The organism is Rhizobium sp. BK275 (assembly GCF_014193555.1).
In the GTDB taxonomy this organism is placed as follows: Bacteria; Pseudomonadota; Alphaproteobacteria; order Rhizobiales; family Rhizobiaceae; genus Rhizobium.
This window is the reverse complement of record NZ_JACHZL010000003.1, coordinates 49,592-69,655: the sequence shown is the minus strand read 5'-3', so window position 1 is coordinate 69,655 and position 20,064 is coordinate 49,592. Positions and strand designations below refer to the sequence as shown.

The 20,064-nt window shown below is 60.1% G+C and carries 18 protein-coding genes; 17 read left to right on the top strand and 1 reads right to left on the bottom strand.

Annotated features, from left to right (window positions below; genetic code table 11):
* Window positions 1-3 precede the first annotated feature (3 nt).
* From argH to FHT82_RS10120, 7 genes are all read left to right on the top strand, one after another.
* On the top strand, window positions 4-1,518 hold the full coding sequence (gene argH / locus FHT82_RS10150; protein ID WP_183729394.1) for an argininosuccinate lyase: 1,515 nt from the start codon (window positions 4-6) through the stop codon (window positions 1,516-1,518).
* Window positions 1,518-2,549 (top strand): sn-glycerol-3-phosphate ABC transporter ATP-binding protein UgpC, encoded by a 1,032-nt coding sequence (gene ugpC / locus FHT82_RS10145; RefSeq protein WP_183729392.1) that lies wholly within the window; start codon window positions 1,518-1,520, stop codon window positions 2,547-2,549. The genes argH and ugpC overlap by 1 nt, the downstream gene beginning before the upstream one ends.
* Window positions 2,546-3,442: a sugar kinase gene (locus FHT82_RS10140; RefSeq protein WP_183729390.1), complete on the top strand. Its 897-nt coding sequence runs from the start codon at window positions 2,546-2,548 to the stop codon at window positions 3,440-3,442. The genes ugpC and FHT82_RS10140 overlap by 4 nt, the downstream gene beginning before the upstream one ends.
* A 294-nt stretch (window positions 3,443-3,736) precedes the next feature.
* Window positions 3,737-5,035: an efflux RND transporter periplasmic adaptor subunit gene (locus tag FHT82_RS10135; protein ID WP_183729389.1), complete on the top strand. Its 1,299-nt coding sequence runs from the start codon at window positions 3,737-3,739 to the stop codon at window positions 5,033-5,035.
* 12 nt (window positions 5,036-5,047) lie between these two features.
* A complete protein-coding gene (locus FHT82_RS10130) occupies window positions 5,048-5,764 on the top strand; it encodes an ABC transporter ATP-binding protein (protein WP_183730986.1) in 717 nt (238 codons plus the stop codon).
* Window positions 5,754-6,956 carry an ABC transporter permease gene (locus FHT82_RS10125; RefSeq protein WP_183729386.1) on the top strand — a complete coding sequence of 401 codons (1,203 nt, stop codon included), beginning with the start codon at window positions 5,754-5,756 and terminating at the stop codon, window positions 6,954-6,956. Before FHT82_RS10130 ends, FHT82_RS10125 begins: the two co-directional genes overlap by 11 nt.
* 102 nt (window positions 6,957-7,058) lie before the next feature.
* Window positions 7,059-7,673, top strand: coding sequence for a GntR family transcriptional regulator (locus FHT82_RS10120; protein ID WP_183729384.1), 615 nt, complete (start codon window positions 7,059-7,061; stop codon window positions 7,671-7,673).
* Window positions 7,674-7,721: 48 nt separating this feature from the next.
* Here the strand turns inward: FHT82_RS10120 and FHT82_RS10115 are convergent, their stop codons facing one another.
* The gene (locus FHT82_RS10115) at window positions 7,722-8,534 is read right to left on the bottom strand and encodes a ferredoxin--NADP reductase (protein ID WP_183729382.1); all 813 of its coding nucleotides are present in this window, start codon (window positions 8,532-8,534) and stop codon (window positions 7,722-7,724) included.
* Between the two features lie 349 nt (window positions 8,535-8,883).
* Here FHT82_RS10115 and pcsA point away from each other — a divergent pair, with 349 nt between their 5' ends.
* From pcsA to yjfF, 10 genes are all read left to right on the top strand, one after another.
* Window positions 8,884-9,609 (top strand): phosphatidylcholine synthase, encoded by a 726-nt coding sequence (gene pcsA / locus FHT82_RS10110; RefSeq protein WP_183729379.1) that lies wholly within the window; start codon window positions 8,884-8,886, stop codon window positions 9,607-9,609.
* A gap of 11 nt (window positions 9,610-9,620) precedes the next feature.
* Window positions 9,621-10,601 (top strand): quinone oxidoreductase, encoded by a 981-nt coding sequence (locus tag FHT82_RS10105; protein ID WP_183729376.1) that lies wholly within the window; start codon window positions 9,621-9,623, stop codon window positions 10,599-10,601.
* 39 nt (window positions 10,602-10,640) lie between these two features.
* Entirely contained in the window at window positions 10,641-12,209 is a 1,569-nt protein-coding gene (locus FHT82_RS10100) for an ABC transporter ATP-binding protein (protein ID WP_183729373.1), read from the top strand.
* The gene (locus tag FHT82_RS10095; RefSeq protein ID WP_183729370.1) at window positions 12,199-13,284 is read left to right on the top strand and encodes an ABC transporter permease; all 1,086 of its coding nucleotides are present in this window, start codon (window positions 12,199-12,201) and stop codon (window positions 13,282-13,284) included. Before FHT82_RS10100 ends, FHT82_RS10095 begins: the two co-directional genes overlap by 11 nt.
* Complete coding sequence (locus tag FHT82_RS10090; RefSeq protein ID WP_183729367.1) at window positions 13,281-14,201, top strand: ABC transporter permease; 921 nt, start codon at window positions 13,281-13,283, stop codon at window positions 14,199-14,201. The genes FHT82_RS10095 and FHT82_RS10090 overlap by 4 nt, the downstream gene beginning before the upstream one ends.
* A gap of 54 nt (window positions 14,202-14,255) precedes the next feature.
* Window positions 14,256-15,332 (top strand): BMP family ABC transporter substrate-binding protein, encoded by a 1,077-nt coding sequence (locus FHT82_RS10085; protein WP_183729364.1) that lies wholly within the window; start codon window positions 14,256-14,258, stop codon window positions 15,330-15,332.
* A gap of 148 nt (window positions 15,333-15,480) precedes the next feature.
* Window positions 15,481-16,443: a galactofuranose ABC transporter, galactofuranose-binding protein YtfQ gene (ytfQ, locus tag FHT82_RS10080; protein ID WP_183729361.1), complete on the top strand. Its 963-nt coding sequence runs from the start codon at window positions 15,481-15,483 to the stop codon at window positions 16,441-16,443.
* Between the two features lie 120 nt (window positions 16,444-16,563).
* Window positions 16,564-18,087: a galactofuranose ABC transporter, ATP-binding protein YtfR gene (ytfR, locus tag FHT82_RS10075; protein ID WP_183729358.1), complete on the top strand. Its 1,524-nt coding sequence runs from the start codon at window positions 16,564-16,566 to the stop codon at window positions 18,085-18,087.
* On the top strand, window positions 18,084-19,094 hold the full coding sequence (locus FHT82_RS10070) for an ABC transporter permease (protein ID WP_183729355.1): 1,011 nt from the start codon (window positions 18,084-18,086) through the stop codon (window positions 19,092-19,094). The genes ytfR and FHT82_RS10070 overlap by 4 nt, the downstream gene beginning before the upstream one ends.
* Entirely contained in the window at window positions 19,091-20,059 is a 969-nt protein-coding gene (gene yjfF, locus FHT82_RS10065; RefSeq protein WP_183729353.1) for a galactofuranose ABC transporter, permease protein YjfF, read from the top strand. The genes FHT82_RS10070 and yjfF overlap by 4 nt, the downstream gene beginning before the upstream one ends.
* Window positions 20,060-20,064 lie beyond the last annotated feature (5 nt).

Sequence of the window (20,064 nt, the reverse complement as noted above, 5' to 3'; positions counted from 1 at the left end):
AACATGACCGAAACCAATCCACGCTTGGCCGACAGGAGCGTCTTTCCTGATCCGGTCTATAAGGAAACGGTGCTAAAGCCGCTTTTCGATGGCGCCAAGACGCATCATGTCGACGGCTTCCGCCGCATTGACCGTGCCCATTTGGTGATGCTGGTCGAAACCGGCATTCTGGACCGAGAGCAGGCCGGTAAGATCGCCACCGCGCTTGAAGCGATCGACCGCGACATCGACCCGGAAAAGCTCGTCTATACCGGCGAGGTAGAGGACTTCTTCTTCCTGATCGAAAAGGAACTGAAGGCCCGTATCGGCGTCGATATTGCTGGCCGCCTGCATACGGCGCGTTCGCGCAACGACATCGACCACACGCTGTTCAAGCTCGGCCTGAAGGAGCGCATCGACGCGCTGATGGTCAAGGCGCGAAAATTGCTCGATGCGATGATTGCCACCGCCGATTGGGAAAAGGAGACGCTGATCGTCGCCTATACGCACGGCCAGCCGGCCCAACCGACCACCTTCGGCCATTATCTCTCGGCGGCGATCGAAGTGCTGATCCGCGATATCGAACGCTTCGCGGAAGCCCGTGAGATCGTCAACCTCAGCCCCATGGGTGCTGCGGCGATCACAACCTCTGGCTTCCCGATCGACCGCGCCCGCGTCGCCGAACTGCTCGGCTTTGCCGCGCCACTGCGCAATTCCTACAGCTGCATCGCAGCCGTCGACTACACGACCTCGACCTATAGCGCCATCGAACTGATGTTCCTGCATCTCGGCCGGCTTATTCAGGACTTGCAGTTCTGGACGAGCTTCGAGGTCGGCCAGATCTATGTGCCGAACGCGCTGGTGCAGATCTCCTCAATCATGCCGCAGAAGCGCAATCCGGTGCCGATCGAGCATATGCGTCATCTGGCGAGCCAGACCTTCGGACGCGCCCGCACCGTGCTCGACGTGATGCACAATACGCCTTTCACCGACATGAACGACAGCGAGGGCGAGACGCAGGGCGTGGGCTACGAGGCCTTCCATTCGGCAGGCCGTGTGCTTGACCTGCTCGCCGCCTTCGTCGCGCAGATCAGCATCGATCCAGAGCGCGTTGCGGAAAACATCCGCCGCTCCTGCATTACGATCACCGAGCTTGCGGATTCGTTGGTACGTCGGGAAGGGCTCTCCTTCCGGCAGGCGCATGAGATTGCCGCGACCGTCGCTCGCGAGGTGGTCGCCAAGGGTGGTGGTCTCTCGGATGACGGCTACGAGCCTTTCCTCGCAGCTTTCCAAGAATTGGCTGGCCGCAAACCCGGTATCGACAAGGCGCAATTTGCCGAGATCGTCTCGCCGGAACATTTCGTTGCCGTCCGCGCCCGTTTCGGCGGTCCTGCGCCGGCACCGATGGCGGATGCGCTTGCAGCCTACCAGGAAAAGGCTGCCGCATTCGCCAGACAGGCACAGGAGAATGCAGCGCGCGAAGCCGCCGCTGCTGAAGAACTTCAAACCAGATTCACGACATTGATGGGGGCCGCCTGATGGCAAATATCGAACTGCAGGGGCTCGTCAAACGCTACGGCAAGCTCGATGTCGTGCACGGCATCGATCTCGCGATCGCCGATGGTGAATTCGTCGTCTTCGTCGGCCCGTCCGGCTGCGGCAAGTCGACGACGCTGCGCATGATCGCCGGCCTCGAAGACATCTCGGGCGGCACGCTGAAGATCGGCGGCGAGGTGGTGAACGAGCGCGAACCGAAACAGCGCAACATCGCCATGGTGTTTCAGAACTACGCCATCTATCCGCATATGAGCGTACGCCAGAATATCGGCTTCGGCCTCTACACCTCGAAGCTCTCGCAGGCGGAAAAAGACAAGCGCATCGATGAGACGGCACAGATCCTCGGCCTCACGGACTATCTCGCTCGCCGTCCGGCGGCTCTCTCTGGTGGTCAGCGCCAGCGCGTCGCGATCGGCCGCGCCATGGTGCGCAACCCTTCCGCCTTCCTCTTTGACGAGCCGCTCTCGAACCTCGATGCACAGCTTCGCACCCAGATGCGCATCGAGATCAAGCGCCTGCACCAGCGTTTGGGCACGACGATCGTCTATGTCACCCACGATCAGGTTGAGGCCATGACCATGGCCGACCGGATCGTCGTCATGAAGGACGGCCATATTCTGCAGGCGGGAACGCCGATGGATATCTATGAAAACCCCGCCGATGTCTTTACGGCGCGCTTCATCGGCAGCCCGTCGATGAACCTTTTGCCAGGCACTGCTGCGGCTGATGGCATCCGCATCGGGCAGGGCGGTCCGCACCTGATCGGCGTGCGGCCGCATGATCTTGTTATCGGCGAGGGGGGCAGCGTGCTGTCGCTCTCAGGCACAGTCACCGCAGTCGAGCCGCTCGGAGCCGAGACGCTGGTGCATTTCGATGTCGCTGGCACATCGGTGATTGCAACCGCCCCCGGTAAGGTGATACCGGCCGTCGGCGGCGTCGTGAATGCCCATGCGGCCTCCGGTGCTCTCTATGTTTTCGATGCAAAAACGGAAAAGGCCCTCGGGCGCCAATGACATCTGATAGTGACATGCGATCGGCGGTGCTCAGCATCGGCCGGATCTATTGCGACCTGATCTTCACAGGACTGGAGACCATGCCCGTTCTCGGGCGTGAGATATTCGCCGATGACTTGCGCATCGCGGCAGGCGGCGGAGCTTTCATTATGGCCGCTTATTCGGCCCATATCGGTCGCAAGACCGCTCTGCTCTCCCGTCTCGGGACTGATGGGCTTTCGAGCGGCCTGACCACGGAACTGCAGGCGAGCGGCGTCGATTTACGCTTTCTCGATCGGGCCGCCGATGCCGGTCCGCAGGTCACCGTCGCAATCAACAATGGTGAGGAGCGGGCCTTCCTCTCCCGCCGCGCTGGCGGCGCGAAACCGGCAACGCTTGGCGAAGCGCTTGCCTGGAGCGAGGCGCGTCATCTCCACATAGCGGAATTTGCAACACTCGCAGAAGTTCCCGGCCTGGTCGGAAAAGCCAGGGAGAACGGCCTTACCGTATCGCTCGATCCGAGTTGGGATGAGACCCTGATCTACCAGCGTGATTTCCTCGATTGCTGCGCCGGCGTCGATCTCTTCCTGCCGAATGTCGAGGAAGCCGTTGCCATCACCGGATGCTCCGATCCGGCTGAAGCACTGGACAGGCTTGCGACGCGCTTCCCGATGGTGGCGCTGAAGGCAGGCGCTGGCGGTGCTTATTATACGGCCGGTAATATGCGCCTCCATCAGAATGCCCCGACCGTCAAGGTCGTGGATACGACGGGCGCGGGCGATGCCTTCAATGCCGGGCTCATCCACGCCTGGCTTGGCGGCGCGAGCCCCGATATCTGCCTGCGCGAAGGTATTGCCATGGGCAGTCTCGCGGTTCAGGCTGCGGGTGGCGCTGCAATCCTGCCTGCACGTTAGAGCTTGAACGATACCGCGGCCTTTCCAGAGCCGCGGATCGCTCTAGGTTGACCGAAAGCGGCACAGAAATCGCCGTGCCAGATGCAGCCTGAATATTCGCATAGAGCCCGCGGAGCTCGTTGCCGAACGGCTTTCGCTGACTGCGCCATCCAGCTGTTTCCTTACGAATATTTCATGTTTTTCAGCCGCATTTCCGTGCCATCGTCAGGGCATCGGTAATGTTGGGTTCATCTTCGGCATGATTATCTCGGCCTGAAGCAGGGCTGATACGGCGAAGCATATATCGAGGATTAGATGGACAATTTGGAGGCTGGCAAAGAGACCGGTTCCGTAACAGGCGCAAACGCCGACTTGGCTGCCGTGCTTGCTGCCGGCCGGCAGAGCAGGGGGCGTCGCTGGCGTAGCCGGCTGATCGTCCTGGTGCTTTTGATCCTTGCCGCCGCGGCTGCTGCCTACTTCTACATGGGCCGAAGCCGCGCCGAGTTCAGCTACACGACCCAGCCGGTCAAGCGCGGCGACCTGACGGTGCTCGTCACTGCCACGGGTTCCGTCCAGCCGACCCAGCAAGTGGATATATCGAGCGAACTGTCGGGCACGATGCGCGACGTCAATGTCGACTATAACAGCACCGTCAAGGCAGGTGATGTTCTGGCCGTACTCGATACGAACAAGCTGGAAGCCGACGTGAAGAGTTCTCGTGCCAAGCTCAATTCGGCAAAAGCCAATGTGGTCAAGGCGAATGCCGATCTGCAGTCGGCCGCGACCTCGCTCGACCGTCTGAAGAGCCTTGTCAAAAGCAACGTCTCCACGCAGCAGAGCCTTGACGACGCGACCTACAAATATGACTCGGCTGTCGCCGCCAAGGATATCAACGAGGCCGACGTGCTGGCTTCCGAGGCCAACCTGCAGCTTGCCGAGGTCAATCTCGGCAAGGCGAAGATCGTCTCGCCGATTGATGGCGTGATCCTGACCCGCTCCGTCGACCCCGGCGCAACCGTTGCTGCCTCGCTCTCGGCACCCGTGCTGTTCACCATTGCCGGTGATCTCAAGAAGATGGAGCTGCAGGTGGATGTCGATGAAGCCGATGTCGGCCAGATCGCCGTCGGCCAGAAGGCGACCTTTACGGTCGATGCCTATCCGGATCGCATTTTCCCTGCTGTCATCGAGCAGATCCGCTTTGCCTCCGAGGTCGTCAACAATGTCGTCACCTACAAGGCGGTCCTTTCAGTCGACAATGCCGACCTGCTGCTGCGCCCCGGCATGACTGCGACCTCAGACATCACTGTCGAGGCCGTCAAGGATACACTGATGGTCCCGAATGCGGCCCTCCGCTACGCCCCGCCGCAGATGGAAACGCGTGGCAGCCGCGGCATCTTCAGCTTCTTTCGTCCGCCTCGCCTGTCGCGCAGCGGTGGTGGCGGCGATTCCAAGCTGACCGGCACCCAACGCCGCGTCTGGGTGCTTCGTAGCGGCCAGCCTGCGCCGGTGGTGATTCAGGTGGGATCTTCCGATGGCCAGTTCACGCAGGTTACGTCCGGCGAGCTTGCCGAAAAAGACGCAATCATCACCGATGCCGCAGCGCGGACGAACTGACGGGAGTCGATGATGGAACGCCCGCCGCTGCTCGAATTCAGGCAGGTCTCGAAAATCTACGGTGAGGGCGCTGCGGCCATCCGCGCGCTCGATCATGTGGACCTTTCGATCCGCACGCATGAATTCGTCGCGATCATGGGACCGTCGGGCTCCGGCAAGTCGACGGCGATGAATATTCTCGGCTGCCTCGATGTACCGACCTCCGGCGATTATGTTTTCCAGGGCATTTCGACCAGCGGTTTCGATCGCAGCCAGCTGACGCTTCTGCGCCGCCATATGCTCGGCTTCGTCTTCCAGGGCTTCAACCTGTTGTCGCGCACATCGGCGGTCGAGAATGTCGAACTGCCGCTGATCTATCGCGGCATGGCGGTCGGCGAGCGGCGTAAGCGGGCGAGGGAAGCGCTTGGCCTCGTCGGCCTGTCGGGCCGGGAGCATCACAAGACGCAGGAACTCTCCGGCGGCCAGCAACAGCGCGTAGCGATCGCCCGCGCCATCGTCACCGAACCCGCCCTGCTGCTTGCCGACGAGCCGACCGGCAACCTCGATACCAAGACCAGCATGGAGATCATGGATCTGATGACGCGGCTGAACCGCGAACAGGGTATCACCATCGTCATGGTTACGCACGAGCCTGATATCGCAGCTTACGCAGGGCGCCTGCTGCGCTTCGTCGACGGCAAGCTCGAAACAGAAGCGGAGCACCAGCGGAGGGCGGAACATGTTCTTTGAGACGCTGAAGCTCGCGCTGCGCGCCATCAGCCGCAATCTGCTGCGCTCCTTCCTGACTGTGCTCGGCGTCGTCATTGGTGTTGCCGCCGTCATCGCGCTCGTCACGATCGGCAACGGCACGACGGCGCAGGTTTCAACCGAGCTGTCGCGCCTCGGCACCAACATGCTCTTTGTACGTCCCGGCCAATTCGGTCCCGGTCGCGCCAGCGCCGAGGCGCGGCGTTTCACGCTGAAAGATGTCGAAGCGATCCGCGATCAGGTTCCCGGTCTGCGCGCCGTGGCGCCGTCCAACCAGTCTACGGCAACCGTCATCTTCGGCGGGCAGAACCATTCCACCACCGTCTACGGCACGACCAACGACTATTTCATCGCGCAGGACTGGGATTTGGCGCTCGGCCGCAATTTCACACCCGCCGAAGAGCGCGGCCAGTCGCGCTGCATCATCGGCGAGACCGTGCGCGAACAGCTTTTCGGCGCCGCCGATCCGACCGGCCAGCAGATCCGTGTCGGCAAGGTTTCCTGCCCTGTTATCGGCGTATTGGCAAAGCGCGGTCAGTCCGGCATGGGCAACGACCAGGACGATGTCGTCATCATGCCGGTCAAGGTCTTCCAGCGGCGCATCAGTGGCAGTTCCAACGTGCCGACCATCCTCATTTCGGCGCGTGACGGCGTGTCGACCTCAAAGGTGCAGGCCGATGTCGAAAACCTTCTGCGTGAACGCCGCAAGATCATTCCCGGCCGCCAGGATGATTTCAACGTCAATGACATGACGCAGATCGCCGAGGCGATGACCGGCACGACGACACTGCTGACCGGTCTGCTTGGTGCGGTCGCCGCCGTCAGCCTGCTCGTCGGCGGCATCGGCATCATGAATATCATGCTGGTATCGGTGACCGAGCGCACCCGTGAGATCGGTATTCGCCTTGCCATCGGCGCGCTCGAAAATCAGGTGCTGACGCAATTCCTCGTCGAGGCGGTCGCCCTGTCGCTGTTCGGCGGCATAGCCGGTATCATGCTCGGTCTGACGCTTGCCTACGGTACGGTCAGTTTCCTGAACGTGCCCTTCGTCGTCAGCCCGCTCATCATCTTCATCGCCTTCGTCTTTTCGGCGGCGATCGGTATGATCTTCGGCTTCTTTCCGGCGAGACGCGCAGCCCAGCTCAATCCCATCGAGGCATTGCGCCACGAATAACGGGATTGTTCTCGCATGCTGCATGGCTTTGATATATCAGCATAACTTGTCTTTGGCATTTAACCGTGCCAGTATTGATATATCAGTTTCGGATTCGCCCGTATGCAGGAATCGCTAAGCCATCTCGCCTATCTGGCGCTAGAGCATGCCATTGTGACGCTGGCTTTGGCGCCCGGTGCGCTGGTGACGGAGAAGCAGCTCATCGATCTTGCGGGCCATGGCCGCACACCGGTGCGCGAAGCGATCCAGAAACTCGCCTGGCAGGGGCTGATCGTGGTGAAGCCGCGTGTCGGTCTGCAGATCGCCGAGATCCACGCCGAAGACCATGCGAATGTCATGCAGGTGCGTCGCAAGCTTGAGCCGGCAGCGGCGGCATTGGTCGCCGACGCGGCGAATGACGAAGAGAGGGCGCGGCTCATTCAATGTGCCGCCGCTATGGAGAAATGTGCTGTCGGGGGCGATCTGAAAGGCTTTTTCGCTGCGGACAAGGCTTTCGACGAGATTCTTGAGGATGTGTGTCCGAACCGCTTCATCACCGCGGCCCTCGGGCCGGTGCAGACCCATTCCCGACGTCTGTGGTATTCGACTGCGAATCCGGAAAGGATGGATCGCTCCATTTCTCTCCATGTCACAGTGATCACAGCCATTCATCAGGGCGAGGTCGATGAAGCACGCCTGACGATGGCAGCGTTGATCGATTATCTGAGCCAGAAATAAAAACGGCCCCGTTTCCGGAGCCGTTGCCTGGAAATCCGTATCGCAGCCTCAGCCGACGAAGGCGCGTTCGATCACGAACTCGGCGGGTTTGCTGTTGGCACCCTCTTCGAGTCCGGCCTTTTCCAGAAGCTCCTTGGTGTCCTTCAGCATCGCGGAAGAACCGCAGATCATGCCGCGGTCAACCGCCGGATCGATTGGCAGGACGCCGAGATCGGTGAAGAGCTTGCCAGAGGAAATCAGGTCGGTGATGCGGCCGCGATAGTCGAAATCCTCGCGGGTGACGGTCGCATAGTGACGCAGCTTGTCACCGACCACTTCCTGGAGAAGTTCGTCATTCCGGATCTCGTCGACGAGATCGAAGCCGTATTTCAGCTCGGAAATCTCGCGCGCTGTATGGGTGAGGATGACTTCGTCAAACTTCTCGTAGGTTTCCGGATCGCGGATGAGGCTCGCGAAAGGCGCAATACCTGTGCCGGTCGAGAACATGTAGAGGCGCTTGCCGGGGGTCAGCGCATCAAGAACCAGCGTGCCCGTCGGCTTCTTGCGCATCAGCACCTGATCGCCCGGCTTGATCGCCTGCAGATGCGAGGTCAGCGGGCCATCCGGCACCTTGATGGAGAAGAATTCCAGCTCTTCGGCCCAGGCCGGGCTTGCGATCGAATAGGCACGGAAGATCGGCTTGCCATCGACCATGAGGCCGATCATCGCGAACTCGCCCGAGCGGAAGCGGAAACCATCCGGCCGGGTCATCGTGAAGCGGAAGAGCCGGTCGGTATAATGCGTCACGCTCAGCACCGTCTCGGCATAAACACCGGCGGGAATGGCGGAGGCGAATTCTTCGGTCTTTGCAGGAGCGTTCATTTCGATATCGGGCTCGTCGTTCGCAAGATAATCATCACATGCGAGGCAGATATTACAAAACCCCGCTAAATTAAAGGCAATCCATTCCATCGCATGGCTGAGGAGCGAAATATGCATGTCACGGTCAGGATTCGCCGGCCTGTGGCGAACTGTCGCTTTTGCGCTGGCTAAGCTATTCAAAGGATGCATATTAAAGCATGTCGCGCAAAAGTGTTCATGCGATTTTGCGACAACGACATGCGTCAAACAAAGACCTGAAGCGTGGCGAGCGATCTGAAAGATCGTGGCACGTTTCAAGAAAAAAACGACGCCCGCCGCGGCGCGGGCGCGACAGATGGTACGGGGGAACATGAAGATTTTCAATTACAAGCGCGTTCCTTACGCGGAAATGCGCGCATTTTCCGTCCATATCCTGACGGCCTCCGGCTCCTTTCTGGCATTTCTCGGCGTGGTCGCTGCCGCCGAGCACCGTTTCGTCGACATGTTCTGGTGGCTGGGTCTTGCGCTCCTGGTCGATGGCATCGACGGGCCGATCGCCCGCAAAGTGCGTGTCAAGGAAGTTTTGCCCAATTGGTCGGGTGATACGCTCGACAATATCATCGATTACGTGACCTATGTGCTGCTGCCGGCCTTCGCACTCTATCAAAGCGGCATGATCGGCGAGCCCTGGTCTTTCGCCGCCGCCGGTATGATCGTCGTGTCGAGCGCGATCTATTATGCCGATACGGGCATGAAAACGGAGGAGTATTTCTTTTCCGGTTTCCCCGTCGTCTGGAACATGGTGGTCTTCACGCTCTTCGTCATGCATGCGAGCGAGATGACGGCCTTTATCGTCGTCACCGTCTCCGTGATCCTGACCTTTTTGCCGATCAATTTCCTGCATCCCGTGCGGGTCCAGCGCCTGCGCCCGCTGAACCTCGGCATCTTTCTGCTGTGGTCGGCGCTTGGTGCCTATTCGCTGCTGATGCACTTCGACATGCCGCAATGGGCCGTCGTTCTCTTCATCGTGAGCGGCATCTATCTTTACGTGATCGGTGCGGTGCTCCAATTCTTCCCAGCGCTCGGACGCAAGTGAGGCAGATACAAATGACAAAGACGAAGGCGGTTTCTTTCTCCAGAAACGGTGGACCCGAGGTTTTCGAATATGTCGATATCGATCTGCCGCCACCCTCGGAGGGTCAGGTGCAGATCCGTCAGGAAGCGATCGGCCTGAATTTCATCGACATCTATTTCAGGGATGGCACCTATAAGGCGCCGCAACTGCCCTTCGTGGCCGGCAAGGAAGCCGCCGGCGTCGTCACGTCAGTCGGTCTCGGTGTGACCGATTTTGCCGTGGGCGACCGCGTTGCCTATGCCAGCGCCGACGGCGCGTACAGCGCCGAACGCAACATCGAGACAAAACATCTGGTGAAGGTACCAGAGGGTATCAGCCTGGAGACCGCGGCCGCCATGATGCTGAAGGGCATGACGGCCGAATACCTTCTGAACCGCACCTTCAAGGTCGGTCCTGAGACGGTGTTACTGTTCCATGCTGCAGCCGGCGGCGTCGGCCTCATCGCCGGCCAGTGGGCAAAGGCGCTCGGCGCAACCGTCATCGGCACGGCAGGCTCCGCCGACAAGGTGCAACTGGCGCTTGACCACGGCTATGACCACGTCATCAATTACAAGACTGAAAATTTCGCCGAACGCGTGCGGGAAATCACCGGCGGCAAGGGCGTCGACGTGGTCTATGACTCGATCGGCCGCGACACTTTTCCGCAATCGCTGGATTGCCTGAAGCCGCGCGGTCTCTTCGCCTCCTTCGGCCAATCCTCTGGCGCCATTGAGAATTTCACGATGGCGCACCTCGCCCAAAGGGGCTCGCTCTATGCCACGCGCCCGACGCTCTTCACGTATATTGCCTCGCGTCAGGAACTGACCGATTGTGCAAACCATCTATTTGATGTTGTGCAGAGCAACAAAGTGCGTATCAATATCAACCAAACCTATCCGCTGCGTGAGGTTGGGCAGGCTCACGCGGATCTGGAAACAAGAAAAACAACCGGAACGACGCTGCTGATTCCATGAGATCCAAACGGACCGGTCGGCAGAAGAAATGAGGGGAACGTGTCGCCATTGAATGTGCCGGCTTCCGGCGCGTTGTTATCGGTGCAGAAGCTGACCAAATTCTTCGGTAGCTTTGCCGCCTGCAATGAAATCGATCTCGATATAGCGCCGGGCGAAATTCATGCGCTTCTCGGCGAAAATGGTGCAGGCAAATCCACACTGGTCAAGATGCTGTTCGGCGTTCTGGAGCCGACGGACGGACAGATCCTGTGGGAGGGCAGGCCGGCTACGATTACCTCGCCGGGCGAGGCCCGCAAGCTCGGCATCGGCATGGTCTTCCAGCATTTCTCGCTCTTCGAGGCACTGACTGTTGCCGAGAATATTGCGCTTTCCCTCGATGACAGCATCCCGATCGGCAAGATCGCCGAAGAGGCGAGGGCATTGTCTGAGGCCTATGGCCTGCCGCTCGACCCGCATGCCCATGTTGCCGATCTCTCGGTCGGAGAACGCCAGCGCATCGAAATCGTCCGCGCGCTGTTGCAGAACCCGAAGCTCATCATCCTTGACGAGCCGACCTCGGTGCTGACGCCGCAGGAGGCTGACAGGCTCTTCGAAACCCTCTTCAAGCTGCGTGGCGAGGGCCGCTCCGTTCTCTATATCAGCCACCGCCTGGAAGAGGTGCAGCGTATCTGCGATCGCGCTACGGTCCTTCGCCACGGCCGCGTGACCGGCGCCTGCGATCCCAAGCAGGAGACGCCCGCTTCTCTCGCCCGCATGATGGTGGGCAGCGAGGTGGCAGCCGTTACCCATCCCGAGCGCAACGACAAGGGCGAGGTGCAGCTTGCCGTCTCGAACCTCTCCGTCTCTGCGCGCACACCCTTTGCCATGCCGCTGCGCGATGTCTCCCTGACGGTGTGCTCGGGAGAAATCCTCGCAATCGCCGGTGTGGCCGGCAACGGACAGAGCGAGCTTTTCGATGCGCTGTCAGGCGAATATCCGGTCTCGTCTGCCGAAGCGATCATTATCAGAAAGAAACCGGTCGGTACGCAGGGCATCACCGCCCGACGCCTGCTCGGCGCCGGCTTCGTGCCGGAGGAGCGGCATGGCCATGCGGCCGTCTCCGCCATGAAACTCTCCGACAATCTGGTGCTGGCTCGCAGCCAGTCGGATCGCAAGGCTTTCCTTGGTATCCTCGGCATCATCCGCCAAGGCGCGGTGAAATCCGCAGCCCGGCGCATTTCGGAGGTCATGGACGTGCGCAAGAGCGGCGATGACCCCGCGGCAGGCTCGCTCTCCGGCGGCAACCTGCAGAAATTCATCGTCGGTCGCGAACTCGACCGCCAGCCGGCTGTTCTCGTCGTCAATCAGCCGACCTGGGGCGTCGACGCCGGTGCCGCAAGCCGCATCCGCCAGGCCCTTGTCGATCTTGCAAAAGCCGGTTCGGCCGTCGTCGTCATCAGCCAGGATCTCGACGAGATCTTCGAAGTGGCGACCGATATCGCCGTCATTTCCGAAGGACGGCTTTCCAGTCCCTATCCGGCTGACGAATTGACGCGCGAAAAGATCGGCCTGCTGATGGGCGGCCTGCATGAAGGCAAGCATGCCGCGGAGGCTGTTCATGCGCATTGAGCTTGAAAAGCGCCCACAGGTCTCGAAACTCTACGCCTTCATTTCACCACTTCTCGCTCTCGTCCTGACGCTGATCGCAGGCGCGATCATGTTCGCCATGCTCGGCAAGGATCCGGTCGAGGCGCTCGACGCCTTCTTCGTCGAGCCGCTTCTGGAAGTCTGGTCGCTGCATGAGCTGGCGATCAAGGCAGCCCCGCTGATCCTGATCGGCGTTGGTCTCGCCGTCTGTTATCGCTCGAACAACTGGAATATCGGCGCTGAAGGCCAGTTCACCATCGGCGCGATCACCGGTTCTTATATCCCGATCATCTTCTACGACTGGCATTCGCCGCTGGTGCTGCCGCTGATGCTTATCCTGGGCGCGCTTGGCGGCGCGCTGTTTGCCGCCATTCCGGCGCTCTTGAAGGCGCATTTCAACACCAACGAGATCCTGACGTCGCTGATGCTGGTCTATATCGCCCAGCTCTACCTCGACTGGCTGATACGCGGTGCATGGCGCGATCCGAAGGGCTTCAATTTCCCGGTTTCGCGCGACTTTGCGCCGGAGGCGATCGTGCCGGCAATCTGGGAGGAATCGGGCCGTGCCCACTGGGGTTTCATCTTCGCCATCGTCGCGGCTGTTCTCGTCTGGTTCATGATGCGCTTCACGCTGAAGGGCTTCGAGGTCGTCGTGCTCGGCCAATCGGAACGGGCAGGGCGCTTTGCAGGCTTCTCGTCCAAGCGGATGATCTGGTTCAGCTTTCTCTTCTCCGGCGCGCTGGCCGGCCTTGCCGGCATTTGCGAAGTCTCAGGCTCGATCGGTCATCTGCAGCCGGCGATCTCGCCGGGGTACGGCTTTACCGCCATCATTGTTGCCTTCCTCGGCCGTCTCAATCCGCTTGGCATCATCGCTTCGGGTCTGGTGCTGGCGCTGACTTATCTCGGCGGTGAGGCAGCACAGCTTTCGATCGGTGTTTCCGACAAGGTCACCCGCGTCTTCCAAGGGTTGATCCTCTTCTTCGTGCTCTCTTGCGACACGCTGATCTATTACAAAATCCGCATCGTCTGGTCGCGGGTAAGGGGTGGCGCGGCATGAGCATCTTCGAAGCCATTCTTCTGACGGTTATCACCGCCTCCACGCCGCTTGTCATCGCGGCACTCGGCGAACTCGTGGCGGAGCGCTCCGGCGTCCTCAATCTCGGCGTCGAGGGCATGATGATCATGGGTGCGGTCGCCGCTTTTGCCGGCGCGCAGATATCGGGTTCGCCCTATGTCGGCATCATCGGCGGCATCGTCGTCGGCGCGCTTTTCTCATTGCTCTTTGCCTTCCTGACGTTGACGCTGGTTGCAAACCAGGTGGCGACCGGCCTGGCGCTGACCCTTCTCGGTCTCGGTCTGTCCGGCCAGTTGGGCGAGGCCTATGTCAGCGTGCCCGGCATCCGGCTGGAGGAGATCGTCATTCCGCTCCTCTCCGATATTCCTGTTGTCGGCCCGGTTCTCTTCAAGCAGGATTTCATCTTCTACCTGTCGATCGCGCTCGTCTTCGGCGTGAACTGGTTCCTTTTCCGCAGCCGCGCCGGCTTGAAGCTAAGAGCGATTGGCGACAGTCACGGCTCCGCTCATGCGCTTGGCATCCATGTTATCCGCACGCGTTATCTGGCTGTCATGTTCGGCGGCGCCTGTGCCGGTCTTGCTGGCGCACAGCTCTCGCTCGTCTATACGCCGCAATGGGCGGAAAACATGTCTGCCGGCCGCGGCTGGATCACGCTGGCGCTTGTCGTCTTCGCCTCCTGGCGCCCGTGGCGGGTCTTTGCCGGCGGTTATCTCTTTGGGGCGGTCACGATCCTGCAGCTCCACGCGCAGGCTTTCGGTCTCGGCATTCCCTCGCAGTTTCTCTCGATGCTGCCCTATGCCGCGACTATTGTGGTTCTCATCATCATTTCTCATAATCGGCGCACGACGTTGATCAATACGCCCGCGTCGCTTGGAAAAGCCTTCGTACCGGAGCGATAGAACAAGAACAGAGAGATGGGTTTCCGGAAAATCTTCAAACCAACAGGGGTCATCATGAAGAAGTTCGCACTCACACTTGCCGCATCGGCTGCAGCCGTGATCGGCATCTCCTCCGCCGCCGAGGCAGCGGACAAGACGAAGGTCTGCTTCGTCTATGTCGGTTCGCACACCGACGGCGGTTATTCGCAGGCACACGATCTGGGTCGCCAGCAGGTCCAGGCCGAATTCGGCGACAAGATCGAAACGCCTTACCTCGAAAACGTTCCGGAAGGTCCGGATGCCGAGCGTGCCATCGAGCGCCTTGCCCGCTCCGGCTGCAAGCTGATCTTCACGACGTCTTTCGGCTTCATGGACGCGACGGTCAAGGTTGCTGCCAAGTTCCCGGACGTCAAGTTCGAGCACGGCACCGGTTACAAGGCCGGCCCGAATCTCGCGACCTACAACTCGCGCTTCTATGAAGGCCGCTACATCCTCGGCCAGATCGCCGCCAAGACCTCGAAGAACCACGGCGCTGCCTACATCGCCTCCTTCCCCATCCCGGAAGTCGTGATGGGCATCAACTCCTTCGAGCAGGGCGCCAAGTCGATCGATCCGAGCTTCAAGCTGAAGGTCATCTGGGTCAACACCTGGTTCGACCCGGGCAAGGAAGCCGACGCCGCCAAGGCCATGATCGACCAGGGCGTCGACGTGCTGACCCAGCACACCGACACGACCGCGCCGATGCAGGTTGCCGAAGAGCGCGGCATCCACGCCTTCGGCCAGGCATCCGACATGATCGCAGCCGGCCCCAAGGCGCAGCTGACGGCAATCGTCGACACCTGGGGCACCTACTACTCCAAGCGCGTCCATGCGCTTCTGGATGGCACCTGGAAGTCCGAGCAGAGCTGGGACGGCCTGAAGGACGGCATTCTCAAGATGGCGCCATACACGAACATGCCTGACGACGTGAAGAAGATGGCTGAGGAAACCGAAGCCAAGATCAAGTCCGGCGAACTGCATCCCTTCACCGGTCCGATCAACAAGCAGGACGGCACGCCCTGGCTGAAGGCCGGCGAAAAGGCTGACGATGGCACGCTGCTCGGCATGAACTTCTACGTTGAAGGCGTGGATGATAAACTGCCGGCGCAGTAAGCAGAGTTTGTAACTCGCAGTTGCGAAAAGGCGCTCTGAAAAGAGCGCCTTTTTTGCTGCAGTGCATACCAAAATGCTCATTTACAAAAGTATTACTATATGATTTTTTGACCCTGCGCCGCGAGACGCGGCATTGGGAGAGGAAATCATGAAATTGAAGACTGCACTTTTGAGTGCCACGATTCTGGCTGCCTGCATGTTTGGTTCGGCTTCGGCTGCCGGCCTGACCGTTGGTTTCTCGCAGATCGGCTCGGAATCGGGCTGGCGCGCGGCTGAAACGACCGTGACCAAGGAGCAGGCCAAGAAGCGTGGCATTGATCTGAAGTTTGCCGATGCGCAGCAGAAGCAGGAAAATCAGATCAAGGCTCTGCGCTCCTTCATTGCTCAGGGCGTTGACGCCATTCTCATTGCTCCGGTTGTCGAAACCGGCTGGGATGACGTTCTCAAGGAAGCCAAAGAAGCCAATATTCCGGTCATCCTTCTCGACCGTACCATCAAGGCTCCTGACGATCTCTATCTGACGGCGGTTACCTCCGACCTGGTCCATGAAGGCAAGGTCGCCGGCGACTTCTTGGTCAAAACCGTCGGCGACAAGAAGTGCAATGTCGTCGAGCTGCAGGGCACGACCGGTTCGTCGCCGGCCATCGCTCGTAAGAAGGGCTTCGAAGAGGCCCTCGCCGGCCACGATAACCTGAAGATCGTTCGCAGCCAGACCGGTGACTTCACCCGCACCAAGGGCAAGGAAGTCATGGAAAGTTTCCTGAAGGCCGAGAACGGTGGCAAGGATATTTGCGCTCTCTATGCCCATAATGACGACATGGCGGTTGGCGCCATCCAGGCGATCAAGGAGGCCGGCCTGAAGCCGGGCAAGGATATCCTCGTCGTCTCCATCGACGCCGTGCCGGATATCTTCAAGGCCATGTCCGAAGGCGAGGCCAATGCCACGGTCGAGCTGACGCCGAACATGTCGGGTCCGGCCTTTGATGCGCTCGAAGCCTACCTGAAGGACAAGAAGGCTCCGCCGAAGTGGATCCAGACCGAGTCCAAGCTCTATACGCCGGCTGACGACCCGATGAAGGTCTATGAAGAGAAGAAGGGTCAGGGCTACTGATTTAAACCTGGAACCGCACCGGTCCATCATGGACCGGTGCGGAACTGCCGGGGCCGGGTCGGGCGTCATGCCTGGTTTTGGCACAGGCGTAAGGCGCAATATCAGGAAACAGCAGCCCTCATGGTTCACAATTTCGAGAATATTCTCGCAGCCTCGGCCATATCGAAATTCTTCCCCGGCGCTACCGCCCTGGACAAGGTGGATTTCACGCTGCGCCGTGGCGAGGTTCATGCGCTTCTCGGCGAAAACGGCGCCGGCAAATCAACGCTCATCAAATGCATGACCGGCGCCTATCGCCGCGATGCCGGAAGCCTAACGCTGGAGGGTCACGAGATCGATCCGGCCGATACGCTGGCCGCCCAGAAGCTCGGCATCGGCACCGTCTACCAGGAGGTCAACCTCCTCTCCAATCTCAGCGTTGCGGAAAACCTCTTCCTCGGCCGCCAACCGAAGCGCTTCGGGATGATCGATGCCCGGGCCATGAACAGGAATGCTCGTGAGCTTCTGGCAGGCTACGGCCTCGACATCGATGTGACAGCGCAGCTCGATCGCTTTTCGGTCGCCGTCCAGCAGATCGTCGCGATCGCGCGTGCCGTCGATCTCTCCGGCAAGGTTCTCATCCTCGACGAACCAACGGCAAGTCTCGATACCCACGAAGTCGAGATGCTGTTCGGTATCATAAATGACTTGAAGAAGCGCGGATTGGGTATTGTCTTCATTACCCATTTCCTTGAGCAGGTCTATGCCGTCAGTGACCGTATCACCGTGCTGCGCAATGGCAGGCTTGTCGGTACGCATGAGGCAGCCGAACTGCCGCGCCAGAACCTGATCGCCATGATGCTCGGGCGGGAACTCGCCCAGACAGAGCATGCCGCCAGGGAACACACCATCGCCGCCGGCGAGGTTAAATATGCTTTCGAGGGCTTTGGAAAACGCGGAAAGGTGAAGCCCTTCGATCTCGAAGTCCGTGTCGGCGAAGTTGTCGGCATTGCCGGACTTCTGGGCTCCGGACGCACAGAAACCGCCGAGCTCATGTTCGGCATCGAAAGCGCCGACAGCGGTGTCGCCAAGATCGATGGGGCGCCCGTGACGCTGTCGAGCCCACGGACCGCGATCGCCAAGGGCTTCGGCTTCTGCCCGGAGGATCGCAAGACGGATGGCATCATCGGCGATCTATCGATCCGGGAGAATATCGCGCTTGCGCTGCAGGCCCGCCGCGGCTGGGCGCGACCGCTTTCACGCGCCGAACAGAATGCGATTGCCGACGAATATATCAAGGCGCTCGATATCCGCACGACCGACCGCGAAAAGCCTATTCGGCTACTGTCCGGCGGCAATCAGCAGAAGGCGATCCTTGCCCGCTGGCTCGCCACGAATCCGGATTTCCTGATCCTGGACGAACCGACCCGCGGCATTGATGTCGGCGCCCATGCCGAGATCATCAAGCTGATCGAGCAGCTTTGCGCCAGGGGCATGTCGCTGATCGTCATTTCCTCGGAGCTGGAGGAACTGGTTGCCTACAGCTCGCGCGTCATCGTGCTGCGCGACCGCGAACATATCGCTGAATTGACCGGTGAGCGTATTACCGCCGCCGGCATCGTCGACGCCATTGCTGCGGGCGACAAACGAACGGAGGATGCATGACTGCCTCGCTGAAGGCGCTGGGCTTTCGTCTTGCGCCGCAATTGATTGCGCTTTTGGTTGTTCTTCTTTTGAATTTCAGCTTCTTCCCGCAATTTCTTGATGTAATTGTTCAAAATGGCCGGCTCTACGGAAGTATCATCGATGTGCTCAATCGCGGCGCGCCGGTGGCGTTGCTCGCCGTCGGCATGACGCTTGTGATCGCCACCAAAGGCATCGACCTCTCGGTCGGCGCGGTCATCGCGATTTGCGGCGCCGTTGCAGCCTCGTCGATCGTCGAAGGCAATTCGCTTGCCTATACCCTGGCACTCACTGTTGTCATCGGTCTGCTCTGTGGCTTCTGGAACGGCTTGCTTGTTGCCATCCTCAATATCCAGCCGATCATCGCGACCCTCGTTCTCATGGTCGCCGGCCGCGGGATTGCCCAGCTCATCACCGAAGGTGCCATCATGACCTTCAACGATGACGGACTGATCTTTCTCGGCAGCGGTTCCTTCGCCTTCCTGCCTATGCCCGTCGTCATCTGGCTGGTCGTCGCCCTGCTGGTCATCCTGCTGGTCCGCCGCACGGCGCTCGGTATGCTGATCGAGGCTGTCGGTATCAACAGACGCGCGAGCACGCTGTCCGGCGTTCAGACGCCGGTGCTGCTGATGGCGGTCTATATGCTGAGCGGCCTCTGCGCTTCCATCGCCGGTCTCATCGTCGCCGCTGACATCAAGGGAGCGGATGCCAACAATGCCGGCCTCTGGCTGGAACTCGATGCCATCCTCGCCGTAGTCGTCGGTGGTAACTCGCTGCTCGGTGGCCGCTTCAGCATCATCGGCTCGCTGATCGGCGCAATGATCATCCAGGCGGTCAACACCGGTATTCTGCTTTCCGGCTTTCCGCCGGAGTTCAATCTCATCATCAAGGCGATCATCATCATCGTCATTCTGGTCATCCAGTCGCCGGCCATGCAATCGCTGACCAGCTTCCTGACCCGCCGGACGGACGCAGGGGGGCGCAAATGAATTCCAAATACTTGCCGCTCCTTGCGACGATCGTCATCTTCGTGCTCGCCTATGCGGTTTGCACGCTGCAATATCCGAACATCCTGTCGACGCGCGTCATCGGCAACCTGCTGACGGATAACGCCTTTCTCGGCATCGCCGCCGTCGGCATGACGTTCGTCATCATCTCCGGCGGCATCGATCTGTCGATCGGGTCCGTCATCGCCTTCACCGGCGTCTTCTTAGCCGTGATCCTGCAGAACACCAGCATTCATCCGCTGGCCGCCTTCGCGATCGTTCTCATCATCACCACGGCCTTCGGCGCGGTCATGGGCATGATCATCCATTTCCTGCAGATGCCGCCGTTCATCGTGACGCTCGCCGGCATGTTCCTTGCGCGCGGCATGGCCTATGTCCTGTCGATCGACAGCATTCCGATCAATCACGAATATTATTCGACGCTGACGAGCCTTTATTACCGTTTGCCTGGCGGCGGACGGCTGACGCTGATCGGCGGCATCATGCTGATCGTCTTCGCAGCCGGCATATTCATCGCCCATCGCACCCGCTTCGGGACTAACGTCTATGCGCTGGGCGGTGGCGTGCAGACCGCGCAGTTGATGGGCGTTCCGGTGGCGCGCACGACGATCCAGATCTACGCCTTGTCGGGTTTCCTGGCGGGCCTATCCGGAATCGTTTTTTCCCTATACACCTCTGCAGGATATTCTCTTGCGGCGGTGGGCGTCGAACTGGATGCCATCGCGGCAGTCGTCATCGGAGGGACGCTGCTGACAGGAGGAGCGGGATTCGTGGCAGGGACCTTCATCGGTCTGCTGATCCAGGGGCTCATTCAGACTTACATCACTTTCGACGGTACGCTGTCGAGCTGGTGGACGAAAATCCTGATTGGCCTGCTGCTTTTTGCATTCATGGTAATGCAGAAGGCCATCCTTTTCCTTTCCAGTCTGAACAGGAGATATGGCTAGGAGGA

Excerpts from the sequence above, each read along its gene's own strand:
- argH (WP_183729394.1), top strand. The coding sequence starts at position 4 with ATGACCGAAACCAATCCACGCTTGGCCGACAGGAGCGTCTTTCCTGAT.
- ugpC (WP_183729392.1), top strand. The coding sequence starts at position 1,518 with ATGGCAAATATCGAACTGCAGGGGCTCGTCAAACGCTACGGCAAGCTC.
- FHT82_RS10140 (WP_183729390.1), top strand. The coding sequence starts at position 2,546 with ATGACATCTGATAGTGACATGCGATCGGCGGTGCTCAGCATCGGCCGG.
- FHT82_RS10135 (WP_183729389.1), top strand. The coding sequence starts at position 3,737 with ATGGACAATTTGGAGGCTGGCAAAGAGACCGGTTCCGTAACAGGCGCA.
- FHT82_RS10130 (WP_183730986.1), top strand. The coding sequence starts at position 5,048 with ATGGAACGCCCGCCGCTGCTCGAATTCAGGCAGGTCTCGAAAATCTAC.
- FHT82_RS10125 (WP_183729386.1), top strand. The coding sequence starts at position 5,754 with ATGTTCTTTGAGACGCTGAAGCTCGCGCTGCGCGCCATCAGCCGCAAT.
- FHT82_RS10120 (WP_183729384.1), top strand. The coding sequence starts at position 7,059 with ATGCAGGAATCGCTAAGCCATCTCGCCTATCTGGCGCTAGAGCATGCC.
- FHT82_RS10115 (WP_183729382.1), bottom strand. The coding sequence starts at position 8,534 with ATGAACGCTCCTGCAAAGACCGAAGAATTCGCCTCCGCCATTCCCGCC.
- pcsA (WP_183729379.1), top strand. The coding sequence starts at position 8,884 with ATGAAGATTTTCAATTACAAGCGCGTTCCTTACGCGGAAATGCGCGCA.
- FHT82_RS10105 (WP_183729376.1), top strand. The coding sequence starts at position 9,621 with ATGACAAAGACGAAGGCGGTTTCTTTCTCCAGAAACGGTGGACCCGAG.
- FHT82_RS10095 (WP_183729370.1), top strand. The coding sequence starts at position 12,199 with ATGCGCATTGAGCTTGAAAAGCGCCCACAGGTCTCGAAACTCTACGCC.
- FHT82_RS10090 (WP_183729367.1), top strand. The coding sequence starts at position 13,281 with ATGAGCATCTTCGAAGCCATTCTTCTGACGGTTATCACCGCCTCCACG.
- FHT82_RS10085 (WP_183729364.1), top strand. The coding sequence starts at position 14,256 with ATGAAGAAGTTCGCACTCACACTTGCCGCATCGGCTGCAGCCGTGATC.
- ytfQ (WP_183729361.1), top strand. The coding sequence starts at position 15,481 with ATGAAATTGAAGACTGCACTTTTGAGTGCCACGATTCTGGCTGCCTGC.
- ytfR (WP_183729358.1), top strand. The coding sequence starts at position 16,564 with ATGGTTCACAATTTCGAGAATATTCTCGCAGCCTCGGCCATATCGAAA.
- FHT82_RS10070 (WP_183729355.1), top strand. The coding sequence starts at position 18,084 with ATGACTGCCTCGCTGAAGGCGCTGGGCTTTCGTCTTGCGCCGCAATTG.
- yjfF (WP_183729353.1), top strand. The coding sequence starts at position 19,091 with ATGAATTCCAAATACTTGCCGCTCCTTGCGACGATCGTCATCTTCGTG.